Raw genomic sequence first — 17946 nt, 5'->3', positions numbered from 1 at the left:
GGCGTCATGGAATACGAGTTCCGCTTCGTGGTTGACGGCGCGTCTGTCGACGACGCCACGGCCGTCGAGGTCCTAGAACGGGAGCTCGACGCATTGCTCTTCCGTGGTGGCGGCGTAGATCTCCTCGACATCGCCGCCGACGGAGACGATGCACTCGATGCAGCGATGAACGCTGCAAGGTCGGTCGCCGACCACGTCCCCGCCCTGCGACTGCTGCGCCTGCATAGAGACCTGGTAGGCATCCCAGAGATCGCCGAGCGGGTCGGGGTGACACGCCAGAACGTGCACCAGTGGGTCACTGGTCAGCGCCGGCACAAAGGTGTGACCCCATTTCCCGCTTCGGAAGGAACGGCCGGCCGTACGCAAGTGTGGCTCTGGGTAGAAGTCAACGCCTGGCTCAAGCAACAGGGCTTGGATGATGGCGTTGCTCGTCCCAATCGAATCGACATGGCTGATATCGATTCCGCTTTGAACTGCAAGTTGCAGCACAGGACAAAGCCATCGATAGAGCGTTGGCGCCGCAATCGCGATATCGGCGTCCTGGCGACCTATGAGGCCACTCTTGAACTGATTGAAGTCGAAGAGAGCCCTCAGATTCCCATGGCATCCAACAACTGGACCATTTCAGGATCTCTCGATTGCAAGGTAGCAATTAAATGAGCCTTCAGCGTAGCACCCGCGAGATAGATCTCGAAGCCGAGCTGGAGCTCAAGAACATATACTTCATCGAAGTCTCCAGCCGACACTGGAATGCCATACCCGATGAACAGGAGAGCCCGCCGGAGCGAACCACGCATCACCTCAGCGTGCTGCAGAACATAAACGGGCGAAGCATATCAGTGCGCGGCCGCTTGGTAGTCAAGACCCCTCAGGCCCTACTCATTGCCGACGCTGCGGCTGTCTATGAACTCAAGGAGGACAAAGGAGGCGCTCAAAACGATACAGCAGAGGAGCAGCAGATCGAGCTCAGCGAAGAGGCGCTGAAAGCCTTTGCCGAGAATGAGGGCGTGCCCGCTATTTTTCCGTTTCTTCGCGAGGCCATCACTAGTGGCGCCAGGAAGATCAATACCAAAGCTCCGGTGCTTGGGATACTTCACCGAGGAAGCGTAGAACTCAGTCGCCATGACAAGTGACAGGTAGCTTGCCGACGGGTTGCCCGAACCCAGCCGCATATACTCTTGCGGAAACTCAAACATGGAATACCGTCCTCGGCTTCACGTGTTCGAGCAGCCACGCAACAAACGCTACGGTGTCGGACCACGCCTCTCGATGAGCCAGAATGAAAGAACGGCTGAGCGAAGCAACGGCATGCAGGGTCGAGGCTTGGCTCGACTGGAAGAGTACGGCTGAAGCCCCCCGTTCGCGAAGCGCCGAGTGCGCAGGCCTTTTGCCGCGTGAAGGCGCGCCCAAGGGAGACAGCCCGAGCGGAGCGAGGACCGCTTGCGGCGGTCACAACAGGCAACCACTCAGACGGGCAACGGATGGGTGAGCTTGGCCTGCCTACTCGAACCCGTCGAAGGTGGGCCCTGAAAGATTCGAACTCCTGACTTCCTGCTTGCAAATCGGTCTGATCTTCGAGGACAACCACTTCGACCTGAGCAACAGGCAGTCCGCCAGTGACCGTGACTGACCCCTGTTGATGCCCTTGATGGCACGATAATGGTACGGCGATCAGTCTGCGGCCTGGCCGAAGGGAAAGCGGCGAGAGCCACGGGGACCAGATGGAGCGCCTTACCGGACGAACGATCTGGTACCCGTGGCCCTGGGCTGCTCGGCTTGTCCCGCGTCGATGGCGGACGGGATGATCAGGCTTCCATGTCAGCCATCTACGGCTCTGCGCGTACCTCGGCGATCATCCTGGAGCTGGAGTGTCCCGCCGGAGGCTTGTTTTGACGTTGGAAGGTGTGCGGGAGCTATTAGCGATCTTTGCGTTCGTTCAGGACCAGCACTCCCGCGGCGAAGACGAACCCTATGCCTACCAGGGCCAAGGTGATCGGGCGTCCGGGGTACCAAACCCAGTTTCCCGAGAAGGCAACAGCCTGATAGGCAGCCACGGCAAGAACCGTAACTCCTAAAGCCATGAAGACTCTGATTAAGGGGTGCTTGTCCATGGGCTGAGCATAGGGGACGCGTCTGTCATGGAACGTTCGAACGCGGCCAGAGCGGCGGGCCACGCGCGAGAACGGCCCCCAGGCCGCGCGGCGGTGCGTGCGCCGCCGTCTGATACTCACAGCAATTCGGCAATGCACGGCAGCTTATCTGATGTGCTCAGGCAGGCGATTGGCTTAGGCTGCGGTGTGCCGAGTTGATGGTGGCCAGTAGTTCGCGGGCGCTGGCGTCTCTCTTGCCGGTGAGGGCGTTCTCTACTACGGCGAGTTGTTGGAAGGCCCAGCGGGATTCGGTGCTCTGTGCGGTTTCCAGGGCCAAGTGTCCGCTGGTGATGCCTTGGTTGAGGTCGCCGATGCGGAGTTGGACGGCGGCGATGTCGGCGTGGACGGCGGCAGATTTTCTTGTGGTCGGTCTCGTGTGCCAGCGCGTTGAGGGCAGCTTGGCTGAGGATTCCGGCTCGGGATGGGTGGCCTTGTCGCATGTGAACACGCTTGGCCCATGACGCACATCGATCGACCGACAAGTGAGGGGTGCTGTGTCTGCCCGGCGACGGGATGGTGTTTTGAGCGCAGGAGCCGCATGGACGCGCTGCGTCGCATCGACGGGAGGGCGGCCGAGCTTGTGCGGGTGGACTGCTTCGAGTGCTCGAGAGTCGAAGGAAGCGGGCAGAGCAATGGAGATCATCACGGACTGTACGAGTCCACACGTCGAAGAGGCTCAGGAAGGGCACATGCAGTTGGTCTGGCACGAGCGGCCCATGCGTGACCAGCGTGCCCGGGTAATGGCCTGGACGTGCCCCTGCCGGATGACCTCGTGCGAGCTGTGCCGCCTGGGCGGGCAGTCGCACATCCGCCGGATCCTGAACACCGACGACGGCGAGGTGATCCACGAGACCTACCAGTGGTCCTACAGGAAAACGGACGAGGTCTGGAAGGCCCTGCTCGAAGGCGACGTCGTTTAAGAAGCCAGGACTGCGGCGCGGTTGACAGCGCTGGCGAAGCCTGCGCCCCTAGAAAGGACGGCTGAGCGAAGCGAAGGCATACAGGGGTCGAGGCTTGGCTCGACTGGAAGAAGACGGCTGAAGCCCCCGTGCGCGGAGCGCCCTACGCGAAGGCCTTTTGCGCGCCGGAGGCGCGCCCAAAGGGGGGCAGCCCGAGCGGAGCGAGGACCGCTCGGGGCGGGTCACAATCGGCAAGCACTCAGACGGGCAACGGGTGGGTGAGCTGGGCCCACCTACCCGGTCCCGTCGATGGTGGAGCCTAGGAGATTCGAACTCCTGACTTCCTGCTTGCAAAACGGTCTGATCTTCAGGCGCAACGGCCTCGACCTGCGCTGAGGACGGTCCGCGAGTGACCGTGCTTGACCGCTGCTGACCGCCCTTAATGGCACGCTAATGGCACGACAGAAGCGAGGGCATTCCGGCACAATCGCTGGATGTTCAACTTCGGGGTCCCCGGATACAGGCCGGAGTGGTTGAGTGGACGCTCAGCGATCACGGCCGCTCATGGAGTGAGACTGGCCCACCTCACAGGCCGGCGGCTGACCCGCGCACTCCTGGTGTGGGATCTCGATCAGGATGAGTGGTTCGCCGACTGCCCGATCCTCCTGGACTTCGATGGCGAACAGGTCGAGATCAACCACTGGAAGTTCGACGAGGTCTCCATCACCTGGAACACCATCGATCCGAAGCTCGCGCTGGACTGGCCGGACTTCCACCTGGCATGGCGAGATGACGCACCAGACGAGCTCACTGCACTGGTAGGGCAGCCTTGTTCGGCAGTGGAGCTGCTGATGTGGAGAAACAGGGATCTCGTGGAGGGGACGATCGTGTCTCTGGGGTTCAGCTTCCCGAACGGCCAAGTGACGATCTACAACGCGCTCGATGAAAATGGCACCGAGTTCGCTTCTCCTGGCGACCGCTACGCGCGATACACGCTCGGACCGTCTGATCCGTAGGTCCCCAAGCGATCTCCATAGCCGTCCGGACGCGTTCGCCGGGCTGGTCACTGTGCCCAAGCCGTTCAGATCCGTTCAGCTCAGTTCTTGATCGTTCGCCCCGGTAGCTCCCAAGGTGGCTCCCAACGCAGCACTCCAGCATGGTCTTCGATCATCGTAGTCACTAGGCCTGCGCTGGCATTCTGTCGTGCATGTCACATGATGATCTGATCCAGCGCATTCGACGACGGGCCTGGGATCCCGCACGCCGACACGACATGGTCTACGTCCCGATGGACTGGCTGAAACGTGAGTACGGCGAGAACATCAGTAGCCGCATCCACCACACACTGCAGCCGCTCCGTGAAGGCGGAAGCATTTTCCAACTCAGCTTCGACGACCCCACGCCTGATCACCTCATAAGGGCCGCGTTGGAAGCGGGAGCCCCCGAAGCCGTTAAGTACTTCAGCGATGTCCCGCATGAGCCCCCGTATCCGCCGATCTCCCAGGCAGACTTGCATGCCTGCGAACAGCGCATCGGACACGAGTTACCCGAGCTGCTGCGGAGGGTGTACACGGAGGTAAGCAACGGCGGCTTCGGCCCCTCTTACGACCTCCTGGGCCTTCCACCCGGTGGGCACCGGCAACTCGAGTCCGGTCCGGACGCGCTTGATAGATACGAAGAACGCCCGGAAGTGAGCAGCGTACTGGGTTTCCCTCTCGTATACGCCGGATGCTCTATGTACTGGTACATGTCGCTTACTCAGCCCGGTAACCCCGTCTGCCTCTGGGATGATGACGCGTGGGACTTTCCCGAAGAGCAGTCACCCGAGGCCGGGATCGTGACCGTCGCCCCTTCCCTGGCTGATTGGTTCGACGGCTGGGTCAACGGATACAACTGGTTCGATCATCCCCCTATCCCGGGAAACGACCCCGGCAGAGAGCCGCCGACCCAACTGGATGGCGACGCCCTGGACCAGATCCCGTACTAGCTCGCATGCGGTGATCAGCCACGTTGCCCGGTGGGCCAGGGCTGAGGTACGAAGCCCTGGACCTTCGATCGCCCCGACCATGTACGACGGCCAGCCATGCCGTGGCGATCGTCGTGCTGCATCTGTGCGGCGGCGTGGCAACCCCGTCGGAGCGTTCGGTTCGTACGGCGGGGCCGGCGTGCGGCGCCCGGCCCGGTGTCCCGCCGCCGTCCGGGACCGGCCCCCAGGCCGCACGCCCGGACGGCGGGCGGGCGGAGGGCCGGGGGTACGGCGGCACGCCGCGCCGCCGCTTGATACCTACAAGAACAATTCGGCAGTGTGATCGGCATGGCCGAGTTCGTCGAGGTCCATGTGACCGTGCCGGATCGTGACGCCGCTGAGCGGATCGCTGATGTGGTGGTGGGGGAACGCCTGGCCGCCGCTGCACAGCTCGTCGCACCAATCACGTCCGTCTACTGGTGGCGTGGGGAGGTCAACCGGGCCAAGGAGTGGCTGCTGTTCATGAAGACGACGGCTGAGCGGTTCGACGAGCTGGCCGCTGCGATCCGGGAATTGCACCCTTATGAGGTGCCGCAGATCATTGCCGTGCCGCTGGTTGCCGGGACGGCGGACTATCTGGAATGGATCAGGCAGGAGACGAGCCCAGAGCCCGGCGTGTAGAGATCAGGTCGCCCAGGAGCTCGCGAGCGGCAGGATCACGGTGACCGGCCAGCGCCTTCTCGACGTTGCCCAGGTGTAGCAGGCCCCATGTCGACTCAGTCCGTTGGGCTGAGTCCAGGGCGCGGCGGGCGTACGTGACACCGGTCGGGACGTCACCGATCTGGAGCTGCGCTTCGGCGATGTCAGCGTAGATGACGGCGAGGCGCTTGTGGTCGCCGTCGCCCTCAACGGAGGTAAGAGCCTGTTGCCCGGCTGTGGTCACCTGTCGTTCGTCGCCCAACCGTACATGGATGGAGAGCTGGAACGCGGCCATGCGGCCGGTGTCCAGGAAGCGCGTCCAGGCGCGTTCGCGGTGGGGACGGGCGCGGTCGAACGCTTCTTCCGCCTGTCGTAGCCGTTCGGCTGCTTGCGGGTCTCCCAGGCCGGCCAGGTGTTCGGCTTCCAGGCAGAGCAGCCATGCCCGTGTGGCGTCGTCGCCTTGGGCTGGTAGATACTGCTGCGCCCGCCGTATCGCTTCCAGGGCGGCTCGTCCCTCCAGGGCATATGAGTGGTAGGCGTGGGTGCATGCCTGGATGATCGGGTGCCCGCTCTCCTTGGCTGCGAGCGCTGAAACCCGGTCGAACGCTGCTGACTGCGCGGGCCGCTTGAGGTCCCAGGCCAGCCACGAGGCCAGCGTCGCCGCCTCCCCGGCCGTGGCGGCAAGCCGCCTGCGGAACCGCTCGGGCGCGCCATGAAGAAGGGTGCTCAGCTCGTTGAGGTGGCTAGTGAGCCCTTGGTAGAGGGCGCCAGCCGGGAGTTCGTACTCCAGGCGGTGGAACCCGATGGTGCGGGCTTCGAGGTGTTCGACGGTGTCTTCGTCGAGTACACGAGGGCCGGCAAGGGCACGGGCGAGCCGTTCCCAGGGGTCGGCGATGGGGGAGGCGGCTTCGGCGGTCAGTCCGGCTGCAATGAGGAGCATTGTTCGGCGGTTCACGTGTGCGTCCAGCCTTCCCACGATCCAGGCCAGCGTCAGTACGTCAACGTCGCAAGCGTCGTTCGGCTGGCGCGAGCCGATGACTACTTGTTCCACGTTAAGAAGGCTGCTTGCTGGTGTTCCATCCCGTGCCGGGATGGGTGTGGGTGGGTGCGTGACACCGGTAAGAATCCGCGGGGCGAGGCCGAGGAGCATGCGAGCGGGGTCGGGCATGTCCAAGCCGTCAGCGATGCGTTCGAAGACGTCGAGTGCGGTGACTTGGGCCTTGTCCTTCATGTACTCGCTGACTTTGCCCTGGCTGAAGCCCACGGCGACGCCGATGCGGGTCTGGCTGATGCCTGCGTACTGGCGGACGAGTCGGAAGAGGTGGCCGATGTCGCGATTTGTGAGTGCTGCGCGCATTTCGGGGCGTTGCCACAGGTCAGCCGGTACTACGACCGGTTCGGCCCCGTCTGCGGGCATGTGCCGTTTCCCCTTGCGTCCTTGGACTGCCGGTGACTCCACGCTCACGCCTCGCAGTTATCCCGTCAAGGGATATCGCTGATCCTGCCTGAGGATTCCGGCTCGGGATGGGTTGCCTTGTCGCAGGTGAAGACGCTTGTCCCATGACTCGGAGCGATCAACCGACAAGTGAGAGGTGCCGGGCCTGCCGGGCCAAGGGCTGGCGCTGGGTGCGCAAGAGCCGTGCCGATGCGCTGCGCCGTCTCGACGGTACGGCCGTGGAGCTTGTGCAGGTGACCTGCTTCGAGTGCTCGGGAGTCGGGAGAAAGCGAGCGACGTAGTGGAGATCATCACGGGCTGCATCAGTCCGCACGTCAGAGAGCGCCGGGAGGGGCACATGCGGTTGGTCTGGCACGAGCCGTCCAAGGTCCAAGACCGCGCCCGGGTCGTGGCCTGGTCGTGTCACTGCCGGTCGATCGTGTACGAGCTGCGCCGCATGGGCGGGCAGTCGTACATCCGCCGGACTGAGTACGACAACGACGGCGGGGAGAGGGTCCTTGAGACCTATCGGTGGTCGTACAAGAAGGCTGCCGAGGTCTGGGCCGCCTTGCTTCAAGGCCAGGCGGTGTAGGCGGCGTTCGGCGGCGTGGTGCCCGCGATGGGGCCGCGCCGTCGCCGTTCCCGGGGTACGTCTATCTGTCTCAAGGAGGGGTTGCCCAAGCATCATGCGCTGATAGCCTGCTTGGCTAGACAGGCATGCTGAATGCGGGAGCCCTGATGTCATTTGAGTACACGCCTCCGAAGTACGCGCAACTGATCGCGGAACTTGAGCGGCGCATCGACTCGGGCGAGTATCTGCCCGGCTCTCTGCTGCCCAGCGAACACCAGCTCATGGCCGAATTCGGCATGGCGCGCCCGACCGTGGTCAAGGCCCTTGGCGTCCTGCGGGACCAGGGCTGGATCGTCACCCATCAGGGGAAGGGTCGGTTCGTGCGCGGCCGTCCCGCCATCCCCACAGGCCAGCAGATACGCACCGGGCGAGAACTGCTTGACCGCAAAGAAGTCCAGGTCTCCAGCCGTTTGCTGGCGGCGGAGGAGACTGAGGCGCCGAACCGGATCGCGTCCTATCTCGGGCTCAAGTCCAAGTCCTCTGTCCTGCTGCGCCGATCCCTGATCGAGCACGACGGCGAGCCGACCGAGATTTCCTCGGCGTGGCTGCCTGTCGAGGTGGCGCAAGGAACGGCCCTGGCCGAGTCGGAGGAGTTGAAGCAGGGCCTTCGCCGGTACGTCGAGAGCGCGGCCGGCGCCTCGCTGGATCACATCATCGAGCACGTCACCGCTCGCAATCCGACCAAGGAGGAGTGCGGGCTGCTCGGCGTCAAGGGCTCGGCTGCGCTGCTCGTCGTCTATGCCGTGGCCTGCGATGCCACCGGCAAGCCGTGGGTGGTGGTGGAGTCTGTGCTGCCTGGTGACCGGCACGAATTGGAGGACGCCTACCCCATCCGCTGACTCGCCTGACGCTACGTCGGCAAAGGCGTTTGAATCGCTCCAACCGACTGCCGCCATTCGAGAGCTTCGGCCGTGTCGCGGTACTCCAGGAGATGCTGACCGGCGATCTTCTGGAGCAGGTCCCGCACCTCGGCCGGGGTGGCATGGAAGAACTCCCGGCGAAGGTTCACCTTGTTGAGCCGCCGATCGCTCAGCTCCGCATGCAGCCGCGCCTCCAGCCCTACCGCGTCCTCACTGAAGATCAGCGCGTGCGTGTCGAATCTGAAGGGAACCGACGCGTCGCCCAGTTCGCGTACGCGATCTTCCGGCTCCAGCCGACGAGTCATGCCGATCTTTACGACGTTGTCGCCGAATGCGCCGATGTTGGAGATGACGTACACGTAGCCGGCCCTGATGTTGGCCTCACGAGCCTCGACGTCGGCGACCGCCGCGCCGATCTCCTCCAGTTTCGCCCTCAACTCGTCCACGCTCTCCGCGGGCGCGTCACCGTTCTTCAGCAGCTTGGCCAGCGCCGACCGGTAGTGCGACTCCTCCTTGCGCAGACGCGCCTTCTCGCGCTCGAACTCGCGGCGCGCGGCCTCCTCTTCGCGCTGCTGCTCGCGCTGTGCCCTGATGAGTTCCTTCTCCTCCTCCTGCTTGGCCAGGTAGTCGGCCGTCAGCTCCAGTTCGTGGATCCGGGTGCGGTGATAGTCGGGATGGACGTGGATGTGCATCGTCCGGCCCAGCTTGACGATCGTCTCCACGGCCTTCTCCAGGCGATCGATCGCCGACTGCAGCTTGTACGGGCGCATGGTCCGTACGCAGTTGTCCGCTTCAGCGTTGTAGGCGCGCAGCATCAACTTGGAGAAGTCGCGTACCATCTTGCGCCCTTCTGCTGCTGACCCGTTGACCTGCCAGTTGGTGGCGCCGACGACGGCACGGCCTTCTCTGGCCATCTCCTTGATGCGGGCCTTCACCTGCGCGAGCTGGTCTTTATAGGCCACGGCGTCACTCAACGGATGCCGGTACTCGTAGACCCCTACCTCCTGGAGCAGGACGGTCTCCTCTGTCTGCACGACCCGGGCCTCCGTCTCGCGCAGCCGCCGAGTGGCGTCCCCGATAGCGGTCTGCAGTCCCGCGTGCTCCACGTGCAGGGCCTCGGTCATCGCGGCAATGCTCATGGCGTCCATCCCGCCCAGGCGTTCCACCCATTGCCGTAGCTGGGCGTTCTCCTCTTCGAGTCGCTTCTTGCCACCGAACAGGCCGGCGCTCTTACGTTCGGGCATCTGCGGCGTGCTTGGAGTTCCTGTCGGCGTGTCTTCGGGAACCCAGAACTCCCAGCCCGCGGGAGCCGGTGGCCACGACGGATCCGGTTGCCATCCCTGCGGCGGCTTCCATCCGCGAGGTGGAACGGGCCAGCCAGGAGGCGAGTTGAACCGGTACTCGGGCATGGGCTCTCCTCAGTGCACGCGACAAGCCATACACAGGTGAGATAGCCGTGAGCGCCATTGGGGTTACACCAAGCGAGCATACGTAAGCGTTTATCCGGTTTCGGGCGAATTTCTATTACGCCCTAGTTTGGCGCGCCGGAGTTCCAACTTCTTAGCGAAGGCCGCTTGGTGCACTTGACTGGCCAAGTGAGCTTCATGCTTAATGGGCTTACAACTTGGTCAGTCAAGATGGCTGGCCGCACAAGAGAGGGAGTGATGCAAACATGGCAATCCAAGGTCCCATCCCCGTCACGTTCGCCCAGGTCTTCCCGCACGGCTGCTACACGGTCGGGGAGATCGAGCCGGTCAAGGACTTCGAAGCCTCCACGAACGGCCGGTTCGTCCAGGCACGGGACAAGCAGACGGGCGAACTCGTCTGGCAGATCCCCGTCATGGACGCCGACCCGTCGCTGAAGGCCGCCCAGAAGACCGTGGCCGTCAAGATCCTCAGCCCCACACAGCCGGTCGCCCCGGCTCCCGTCGCGGGGCTGCCGTTCACGCCGGTCGAGTTCGACGGCATGACCGTCACCCCGTACGTCAACGGGTCCGGGCGGCTCGCCTACTCCATCAAGGCGCGGCAGATGCTCGCGCCCCGCACCAACACCACCAAGTCCAACGGCAGCAAGGAGGTCGCAGCATGAACGACAGCTACAGCTACACGGTCATCCGGGTCCGACCCGACGAGGAGCCCCGCATCGGCGTCTCGATCTACCCGGACAGTTCGGCTGAGGTGACTTACTACCCGGCCGGCCAGGGCTCCCACGCCTTCATCGACATCGCCTTCGCCGCCACGCACGTGAGCATCGGCACGACGAGGGACGCCGAGGTCACAGCCGAACGTGTCGCCTTCGCCCGCCAGTTGTGCGACGCGGCGGTGGCCTTCCTCGCCGACTGCGAGCGCCTGCACGCCGAACAGCAGGCGGCCTGACAAGCAAGCGGGGCCGCTGGAACTGGTCCTTCCGGCGGCCCCTCATCTCCCCTGACGCGAATCACGAGAGGTCTTCAGCCTAATGTTCAAGAGGCTTCCCGGTGACGAGGCGCGCAACCTCGTCACCACCACTCCGGACACCGCAATCGTCTTCCAACCGGCCGTCGTCCGCACGCCCGCCCTCGTCACCCTGCTCATCTACCTCAACCGCTTCCTCGTCGCCCTGTTCCGGACGATCTGGCGGCACCCAGTGGCCACGGCCGTGCCTGCTGCCCTCGGCTTCACCTGGTATCAGTACGGTTGGCCGCTGGCGGCGTCCCTGTTCGGGATCGTCGTGCTGAGCCTGGTCTCCTGGGCCTTCATCGACCGGCGGTCCTTCGCCCGGCTCGTCGGTTGGCGACTGCTGGCCTGGTGGCGGCTCATGTCGGTCTACCGCCGTCACTGGCAGTCCGTCATGGACGTCTCCGGCCTCGGCAAACGCGTCAACGGACGCACCTACCTGCCCCGGCTCCTCCGCGTCCAATGCGACGGCTGGGCCGACCGCATCACCGTTCACATGCTGCGCGGCCAAGCGGTCAAGGACTGGTCCGACCGCATCGACAACCTCGCCCACGGCTTCGGCGCCACCTCCTGCCGCGTCGCCCTGATCAAGGGCGGCAGACTGCTGCTCATCTTCCCGCGCCACGACCCCTTGGCCACGCCCATCCCAGCGCTACCCGTTCCCGACCAACCGACCGTGGGACCGGTCGAAATCGGCAAGCAAGAGGATGGCCGACCGCTCCGGCTCAAAGTCCACGGCACCCACGTCCTGATCGCGGGCGCGACCGGGGCCGGCAAGGGCTCCTTCCTGTGGGACACCATCCGCGGCTTGCTCCCCGCCATGCGGGCGGGCCTGGCCGAAGTCTGGGCGCTCGATCCCAAACTGATGGAGCTGTCCTTTGGACGCGAGCTCTTTCAAGGCCGCTACGCCGCCGACCCGGCCGACTGCGCCGACCTGCTCGACGAGGCGGTCAGCGTCATGCAGAAGCGCGCCGCCCGCTTCGCCGGTCTCCAACGCTCCCACGTCCCAACGATCGAGGACCCGTTCGTCCTGGTCCTCGTCGATGAAGTCGCGTTCCTGACCGCCTACCAGCCCGACAAGCAGCTCCGGCATCGCATCTCCGCCGCCCTGGCCACGCTCGCCACCCAAGGCCGCTCGGTCGGCGTCGGCGTCATGGCCGCTCTCCAGGACCCGCGCAAGGAGGTCATGAACATCCGCAACCTGTTCCCCGACAAGATCGCGCTCCGGCTGGACGAGTCCGAGCAGGTGGACATGGTTCTTGGCGACGGCGCACGCGACCGGGGCGCCCTGGCCGACCACATCTCACCTATCCCCGAGCAAGGGGCCGGCGTCGCCTACATGCGCCTGGAGACCTCGCCCGAACCCATCCGGGTCCGCGCCGCCTACGTCTCCGACACCGACATCCGCGCCATGGTCGCCCAGTTCGGGGAGGCCGCATGACACTCGCCCACGTCCTTGACGGGCTGCGCTGCGCCTCCTGCGGCACGCTGAACACCCTGTGGCTCGACCTGCCCCGCGCACTGGTCGAGTGCAGCGAATGCGGCCAGACCGCACTCATCCTCACCGACACCGACGAAGGGAGGTCCCTATGACCCATGCGCACGACCGCGCCCTACCTCGGGCGGTACGGCTGGCGATGCCCCTGGCCCGCGACGTCGTCGAAGAGGTCGCCAAGCTGAACGGCGTCTGCATCCGGCCCGTCCCGCTCAAGAGGCTCGACACCCACACCGGCCAGTGGGAGATCATCGACGTCCCGTGCGGCTCGCCGATGGACAGCAAGTGCCCGCCGTGCGCCAAGCGCAACAAGCAGCTCCGCAAGGCCCAATGCCGGGAAGGATGGCACCTCGACGAGGAACCCGCGATCACCCCGGACGACCCGAACGAGGAACAGCGCTGGCTGGTCGAGTTTCGCGCTGACGTCCAAGCCCAGCGCGACGAGGCAGAACAGGTCGGTGACGACACGACCGACTTGGACGCGGTCATCGAGGGCCTGGACGAGGAGATCAACGCGGCTGGCATGCGCGGCAACGTGCTCGGCCGTACGGCGTCCAAGCGCTCCCGCTCGACCAAGCGGCGGCAGGACGCGCCGGACCTGCCCAAGCGCAAGATGGCCCACACCACGCTGGGCCGAACCTTCCAGGCCCCGGACGGCAAAATCTACCGGCCCTCGCTGTTCGTCACGCTCACCTTGCCCTCGTACGGCAAGGTCCGCGACGGCGCACCGGTCGATCCGGACACCTACAACTACACGCGGGCGGCTCGGGACGCGCTGCACTTCTCCAAGCTGGTGGACCGGTTCGTACAGAACCTGCGCCGCGTGGCGGGCTTCGACGTGCAGTACTTCGCGACCGTGGAGCCTCAGAAGCGGCTCGCCCCACACCTGCACATGGCCATCCGTGGAACGCTCCCACGAGCAGAGATCAAGCAGATCGCGGCGGCCACCTACCACCAGGTCTGGTGGCCCTCCGTCGATCGCGTGGCCTTCGAGGGCGAGCACCTGCCGATCTGGCAGGAAGAGGCCGGCTACCTCGACCCCGACACCGGAGAGGTCCTGCCCACTTGGGACGGAGCCCTCGACGACCTGGACGCCGACGAGGACGCCGAACCGCTCCACGTGATCCGTTTCGGCGAGCAGGTGGACGTCAAGGGCGTGCTCGCGGGCAGCAAGGACGCCGACCAGTGCATCCGTTACCTGTCCAAGTACCTGACCAAGAGCCTCGGCGGCGGGCTCGACAATCAGGCCCAGCACGAGCACGCGGCCCGCTTCGTCGATGCCCTGCGCTACGAACCCTGCTCACCCACTTGCCCGAACTGGCTCCGCTACGGCATCCAACCCAAGGGCGCCAAAGCCGGAATGACACCCGGCCGGTGCCGCTCCAAGGCCCACAAGCCCGAACACCTCGGCTACGCCGGACGCCGCGTCCTGGTCTCCCGCAAGTGGAGCAACAAAACCCTCACCGAGCACAAGCAGGACCGCCGCACCTGGGTCCTGGAAGCCCTCGGCCAGGCCGACCAACCCACAGACCCACACCGCTATGTCTGGAAGCCGGTCCCGGCCGGTGAAGCCAATGTCGCCCCTCTGGCAGTTCGGCTACTGCGATCAGTCCGCGAACGGCAACGCTGGCGCACTCACATGGCCGAACTCCAGGCCAGAGCAGACGGACAAGATCTTTCGGCAACTCTGCAAGCAGCGTGAAGGGAGGCAGACACATGGACCAGCTACTGACCGTCGATGAAGCGGCCGGACTACTGCACACCTCGGTGCGCTTCGTCCGTCGCCTGATCTCCGAGCGACGTATCGAGTTCGTGAAGGTCGGCCGACACGTCCGCATCCGCGAATCAGCCCTGATCGCCTTCGTTGTCGCGGGCACCGTCACACCACTCACACGCAGCAACGTCACGGGGAGGGCCGCCTGATGGCCAACAAGGACGGACACCGGCGCTTTGGCAATATCCGCAAGCTGCCCTCCGGACGCTTCCAGATTCGCTATCCCGGCCCAGACGGGGTGATCCACACAGGTGCGACGACCTACGGCACCAGAACGGACGCCGATCGGGCGTTGACACTCATCGAGGCTCAGATGATCTCGGGGGAATGGACCGACCCGGAGCGTGGCAAGGTCGAGCTGGCGGTCTACGCACGCGACTGGATCAAGGAGCGTCCGGGGCTTCGGCCCAAGACCCTGGAGCTGTACACGTGGTTGCTGGAGCGTCACATCGTCCCGACGCTGGGAAAGGTGCCTGTCGGCAAGATGACGGCGAAAACGGTCCGTGCGTGGCGTGCCGGACTTCTCGACCGTGGGGTCTCCGTTTCCACTACGGCGAAGGCATATCGCCTGCTCCGCGCCGTGCTGATGACAGCGGTCGAAGAGGACAAGATGATCAGTCGCAACCCGTGCCGGATCAAGGGTGCGGGCAACGAGCACACACCGGAGCGCCCGGTGCTCACTGTCGCCCAGGTCTTCGAGCTGGCCGACCGCATGGCAGACCGCCGTTTCCGCGCCATGGTCCTGCTGACCACCTTCGCCAGTCTGCGCTGGGGTGAGGTGACGGCTCTGCGGCCGTCCAGCATCGACCTTCAGACCCGCACAGTCCGGGTACGGGAACAGCTCCTCGAACTCGACAACGGCGAGATGCGCCTCGGCCCGCTCAAGTCGAAGGCTGGCCGGCGTACCGTCAGCATCCCCTCGGTGATCGTCCCGGTCCTCGTCGAACACCTGGCGGCGTACGTTGACGACGACGAAAACGCCTTCGTCTTCCTCGGCAAGCGTGGGGCGTTCCTTCGAGGGAGCAACTTCCGCCGTGAGTCCAAGTGGGCTGACGCGCTCAAGGAGATGGGCGTGCAAGGGCTCCACTTCCACGATCTCCGGCACACCGGCAACACCCTGGCGGCGCAGTCAGGAGCAAGCCTCGCTGACCTGAAGGCTCGGATGGGGCACGACAGCGACCGGGCCGCACTCATCTACCAGCACGCGACCCGTGACGCCGACCAGAAGATCGCCGACGCTCTCAGCGCCCGTGTGGAGGCAGAGCAGAAGAAGGCGAAGAAGGATGATGATGACGACGGTATGGCCGGAGCGCTGGTGCCCGCGAGCTAATGGCACGTGAATGGCACGAACACCCCGTCACATGATCAGTGACGGGGTGTTTTAGCTGGTGGAGCCTAGGAGATTCGAACTCCTGACTTCCTGCTTGCAAACGGGAGCCAGTCACCACCTGAAACCTGCATTGCCCAGCTCAGGGAGCGGTTCACGACCGACAGCGTGTGCTCGTGTAAGGCCCCGTTGCTGTACTTCTCTGCTGTACAGCACCACCACCGCAGTGACCAGCCAACTCATCCGGTGGCAAGGGGACCCGTACTGCAGGGCCGCCAGGCCTGAGGAGACGGAAGCTCTGCGGCAGCCCGATCTTCCGGTTTCAGGCGGAGCAAGCACCCTGCTCAGCTGATGTAGGCCGTGGTCAGGGGCGTGCGGACGGTGGCGCGCATGCGTCGGCGTGTGGGGACGTTGCTGTCAGCGCTGCTGCCACCTTCGCTCGTGTAAACCAACTGCGCAGCCTAAGGGGCTTCTTTCGGACCTCCGTCGAAGGCGTGGTGCTCGGGCCATCGAGAACGGTCGACACCTGGGCCGTGAGACGTCAGTGCCTTCGCTTCCAACCGCCCGCCACCAGCCAGCCTTCACTGCCTCTAGGGCATATCGGACATCAATAGGCCTGGCCATTTTTAGAATGATTTTTGATTAACAGTCTCCGCTTCGTTGCCGCTGGTAGCGTGGCAGGCGTCACAGGACATAGCTCGGCCCGGCGACATTGCTTGTCCAGAGCTTCGTATCGCCGGGCCGATCCCCTACTTCGCGGACCCAAGGGCCCGCAGAAACGAGGTTATCGTGACCGCCACCTCGACGGACATCGAGCAGTTACGCGCCAAGCTCAAGGGCAAGAGGCCCATCCGCTTCGAGCGGATCGCGTTCATGTCTCGGGCCGGCAAGCTGGACAAGCTCACCTGGTCCGAACCCATGCCAGCGCTGGCTGAGGTTTGGAACTTCGAGTCTCTGCTCCAGCGCAACGACTACGACCTGGATGACGCCAGCCGTCCAGGACAGCGGGACGTCTACGAGTCCCACATCAAGAAGATCGCCGAAGGTATCCGTACGTCCGACCGCCCGTACTTGGGGACGCTGGTGATCGGCATGGACTCGGACCCGGAGTTCGTGGAAATCGAGGAGATCCAGGGACTCGCCACCGGCGTAACCCTAGTCAAGGTCACCGTGTATGAGGGGGCGCCGGTCGCGTGGTCCGTCGACGGGCAGCACCGCGAGATCTCCCTGAGCCGGGTCTGGGAAATGGTGCGAGACGCCACCGAAGGTGACGCGCTGGTGGTCCGCAAGTACCTCGAACAGTCCGCCGTGGAGATGACCCTGCTGCTCGAAGGCGACCCCGACATCCTGTCGACGCTCTTCATCAAGATGGCGAGCACCAAACCGATCTCGCCCTCGCTGATCGCCGTCATGGACAAGGGAAGCGTGCAGAACCGTCTCGGCCAGTACGTCATCAAGAACGCGGTGCTGTGCCAGGGCCGGGTCACCTACCTGGCCAACGCGTCACACAAGAAGCGCGCCGAGAAGAACGGCAGCAAGTTCGAAGGCCTCTACCCCGCAGCCGCGGTCCGCTCAGCCGCTGCCGCTATCGCTGGCGTCGGTGTCCGCGACCGGACTCCCGACGCCCGGGAGGAGCATCTGAACAACGTCATCAAGCAGCGTACAACCGGGGACACCTCTGGCGAAGAGGTGCTTCTCGAGATCGGTGCGGAGATCGTGGAGATTCTGGACTACGCATTCCAGAACATCCCTGGCTGGCAGGAGATCAACGATGGCAACCTGACCGTCGCCGAGTTCCGCGAGAAATACTTGCACTCGGCAGCGGCCGGGCTACATGTCATCGCCAACACCGTCGCCGCCGCCCGGATGGCCGGCGTATCTCCGCACGAGGCTGTAGACGCGCTCGCCGAGATTCCTTGGCAGCGCGACGCTCTCAAGACGGGCGACGATGACAAGACGATGACCCACGAGTTCTTCGAGGGCACCCTCGCGAAGACCACATGGGACCTGCGTGGCCTTCGCTGGCGCGCGGGCGCGAGCGGCGCTACCCGCTCGAACTACGAGGCAGCCATCAGCAACGTGCTGACGCACATCGCCCAGGAGCACCCCGATCTCAGCACCCTGGGAACGGACGAGACCTTCACCAAGCTCGGCCTGATCGCACGCAAGCGCGGTCGTGGCCGCCCAAAGAAGACCGCAATCGCCACGCAGTAAAGCCGACCTCAATCGGAAGCCCCGTACCCCTTGTTGCGAGGGCTTCCGCCACAGATACCG

Annotated in this window: 20 protein-coding genes; 16 read left to right on the top strand and 4 right to left on the bottom strand. The window is 64.7% G+C overall.

Annotated features, from left to right (window positions below):
* Positions 1-6 precede the first annotated feature (6 nt).
* A complete protein-coding gene (locus KIS93_RS32550; protein WP_155128803.1) occupies positions 7-660 on the top strand; it encodes a helix-turn-helix transcriptional regulator in 654 nt (217 codons plus the stop codon).
* Positions 657-1133, top strand: a complete 477-nt coding sequence (locus KIS93_RS32545) for a hypothetical protein (protein ID WP_155128805.1) — start codon at positions 657-659, stop codon at positions 1131-1133. The genes KIS93_RS32550 and KIS93_RS32545 overlap by 4 nt, the downstream gene beginning before the upstream one ends.
* Before the next feature lie 783 nt (positions 1134-1916).
* Here KIS93_RS32545 and KIS93_RS32540 read toward each other — a convergent pair.
* The gene (locus tag KIS93_RS32540; RefSeq protein ID WP_155128807.1) at positions 1917-2111 is read right to left on the bottom strand and encodes a hypothetical protein; all 195 of its coding nucleotides are present in this window, start codon (positions 2109-2111) and stop codon (positions 1917-1919) included.
* A 157-nt stretch (positions 2112-2268) separates the two neighbouring features.
* Positions 2269-2598, bottom strand: coding sequence for a hypothetical protein (locus KIS93_RS32535; protein WP_155128809.1), 330 nt, complete (start codon positions 2596-2598; stop codon positions 2269-2271).
* Positions 2599-2839: 241 nt separating this feature from the next.
* Here KIS93_RS32535 and KIS93_RS32530 point away from each other — a divergent pair, with 241 nt between their 5' ends.
* The 4 genes from KIS93_RS32530 to cutA all read left to right on the top strand — a co-directional run bounded on the left by KIS93_RS32530 (position 2840) and on the right by cutA (position 5696).
* The gene (locus KIS93_RS32530) at positions 2840-3070 is read left to right on the top strand and encodes a hypothetical protein (RefSeq protein WP_155128811.1); all 231 of its coding nucleotides are present in this window, start codon (positions 2840-2842) and stop codon (positions 3068-3070) included.
* 473 nt (positions 3071-3543) lie between these two features.
* Complete coding sequence (locus KIS93_RS32525; protein ID WP_080044069.1) at positions 3544-4065, top strand: hypothetical protein; 522 nt, start codon at positions 3544-3546, stop codon at positions 4063-4065.
* A 191-nt stretch (positions 4066-4256) separates the two neighbouring features.
* Positions 4257-5036, top strand: a complete 780-nt coding sequence (locus KIS93_RS32520) for an SMI1/KNR4 family protein (protein ID WP_155128813.1) — start codon at positions 4257-4259, stop codon at positions 5034-5036.
* Positions 5037-5363: 327 nt separating this feature from the next.
* The gene (gene cutA, locus KIS93_RS32515) at positions 5364-5696 is read left to right on the top strand and encodes a divalent-cation tolerance protein CutA (RefSeq protein ID WP_080047371.1); all 333 of its coding nucleotides are present in this window, start codon (positions 5364-5366) and stop codon (positions 5694-5696) included.
* Here the strand turns inward: cutA and KIS93_RS32510 are convergent.
* On the bottom strand, positions 5662-7131 hold the full coding sequence (locus tag KIS93_RS32510; protein ID WP_230465696.1) for a helix-turn-helix domain-containing protein: 1470 nt from the start codon (positions 7129-7131) through the stop codon (positions 5662-5664). The two genes, cutA and KIS93_RS32510, sit on opposite strands and share 35 nt — an antisense overlap.
* Before the next feature lie 376 nt (positions 7132-7507).
* On the opposite strand from KIS93_RS32510, the gene KIS93_RS32505 reads away from it, so the two are divergent.
* Both KIS93_RS32505 and KIS93_RS32500 read left to right on the top strand, forming a co-directional pair.
* Entirely contained in the window at positions 7508-7741 is a 234-nt protein-coding gene (locus tag KIS93_RS32505) for a hypothetical protein (protein WP_155128817.1), read from the top strand.
* Between the two features lie 146 nt (positions 7742-7887).
* On the top strand, positions 7888-8619 hold the full coding sequence (locus tag KIS93_RS32500) for a GntR family transcriptional regulator (RefSeq protein WP_186404540.1): 732 nt from the start codon (positions 7888-7890) through the stop codon (positions 8617-8619).
* Between the two features lie 11 nt (positions 8620-8630).
* Here the strand turns inward: KIS93_RS32500 and KIS93_RS32495 are convergent, their stop codons facing one another.
* Positions 8631-9884, bottom strand: coding sequence for an SNIPE associated domain-containing protein (locus KIS93_RS32495; protein WP_230465697.1), 1254 nt, complete (start codon positions 9882-9884; stop codon positions 8631-8633).
* A gap of 428 nt (positions 9885-10312) precedes the next feature.
* On the opposite strand from KIS93_RS32495, the gene KIS93_RS32490 reads away from it, so the two are divergent.
* The 8 genes from KIS93_RS32490 to KIS93_RS32455 all read left to right on the top strand — a co-directional run bounded on the left by KIS93_RS32490 (position 10313) and on the right by KIS93_RS32455 (position 17886).
* Positions 10313-10729: a plasmid replication, integration and excision activator gene (locus KIS93_RS32490; protein ID WP_080044074.1), complete on the top strand. Its 417-nt coding sequence runs from the start codon at positions 10313-10315 to the stop codon at positions 10727-10729.
* On the top strand, positions 10726-11016 hold the full coding sequence (locus tag KIS93_RS32485) for a hypothetical protein (protein WP_080044075.1): 291 nt from the start codon (positions 10726-10728) through the stop codon (positions 11014-11016). Before KIS93_RS32490 ends, KIS93_RS32485 begins: the two co-directional genes overlap by 4 nt.
* 82 nt (positions 11017-11098) lie before the next feature.
* Positions 11099-12517: an FtsK/SpoIIIE domain-containing protein gene (locus KIS93_RS32480; RefSeq protein ID WP_080044076.1), complete on the top strand. Its 1419-nt coding sequence runs from the start codon at positions 11099-11101 to the stop codon at positions 12515-12517.
* Positions 12514-12669, top strand: a complete 156-nt coding sequence (locus KIS93_RS32475) for a hypothetical protein (protein ID WP_155128819.1) — start codon at positions 12514-12516, stop codon at positions 12667-12669. Before KIS93_RS32480 ends, KIS93_RS32475 begins: the two co-directional genes overlap by 4 nt.
* Positions 12666-14273 carry a replication initiator gene (locus KIS93_RS32470; protein WP_080044077.1) on the top strand — a complete coding sequence of 536 codons (1608 nt, stop codon included), beginning with the start codon at positions 12666-12668 and terminating at the stop codon, positions 14271-14273. Before KIS93_RS32475 ends, KIS93_RS32470 begins: the two co-directional genes overlap by 4 nt.
* Positions 14274-14287: 14 nt before the next feature.
* Positions 14288-14494: a helix-turn-helix domain-containing protein gene (locus KIS93_RS32465; protein ID WP_080044078.1), complete on the top strand. Its 207-nt coding sequence runs from the start codon at positions 14288-14290 to the stop codon at positions 14492-14494.
* Positions 14494-15675 (top strand): tyrosine-type recombinase/integrase, encoded by a 1182-nt coding sequence (locus tag KIS93_RS32460; protein WP_080044079.1) that lies wholly within the window; start codon positions 14494-14496, stop codon positions 15673-15675. The genes KIS93_RS32465 and KIS93_RS32460 overlap by 1 nt, the downstream gene beginning before the upstream one ends.
* A gap of 786 nt (positions 15676-16461) precedes the next feature.
* Positions 16462-17886, top strand: coding sequence for a DNA sulfur modification protein DndB (locus tag KIS93_RS32455; protein ID WP_080044080.1), 1425 nt, complete (start codon positions 16462-16464; stop codon positions 17884-17886).
* Positions 17887-17946 lie beyond the last annotated feature (60 nt).

Origin of the sequence: [Actinomadura] parvosata subsp. kistnae (genome assembly GCF_900323885.1) — a bacterium.
In the GTDB taxonomy this organism is placed as follows: domain Bacteria; phylum Actinomycetota; class Actinomycetes; order Streptosporangiales; family Streptosporangiaceae; genus Nonomuraea; species Nonomuraea composti.
Note: the sequence above shows the minus strand (reverse complement) of the source record. Positions and strands in the feature narration are given on the sequence as shown.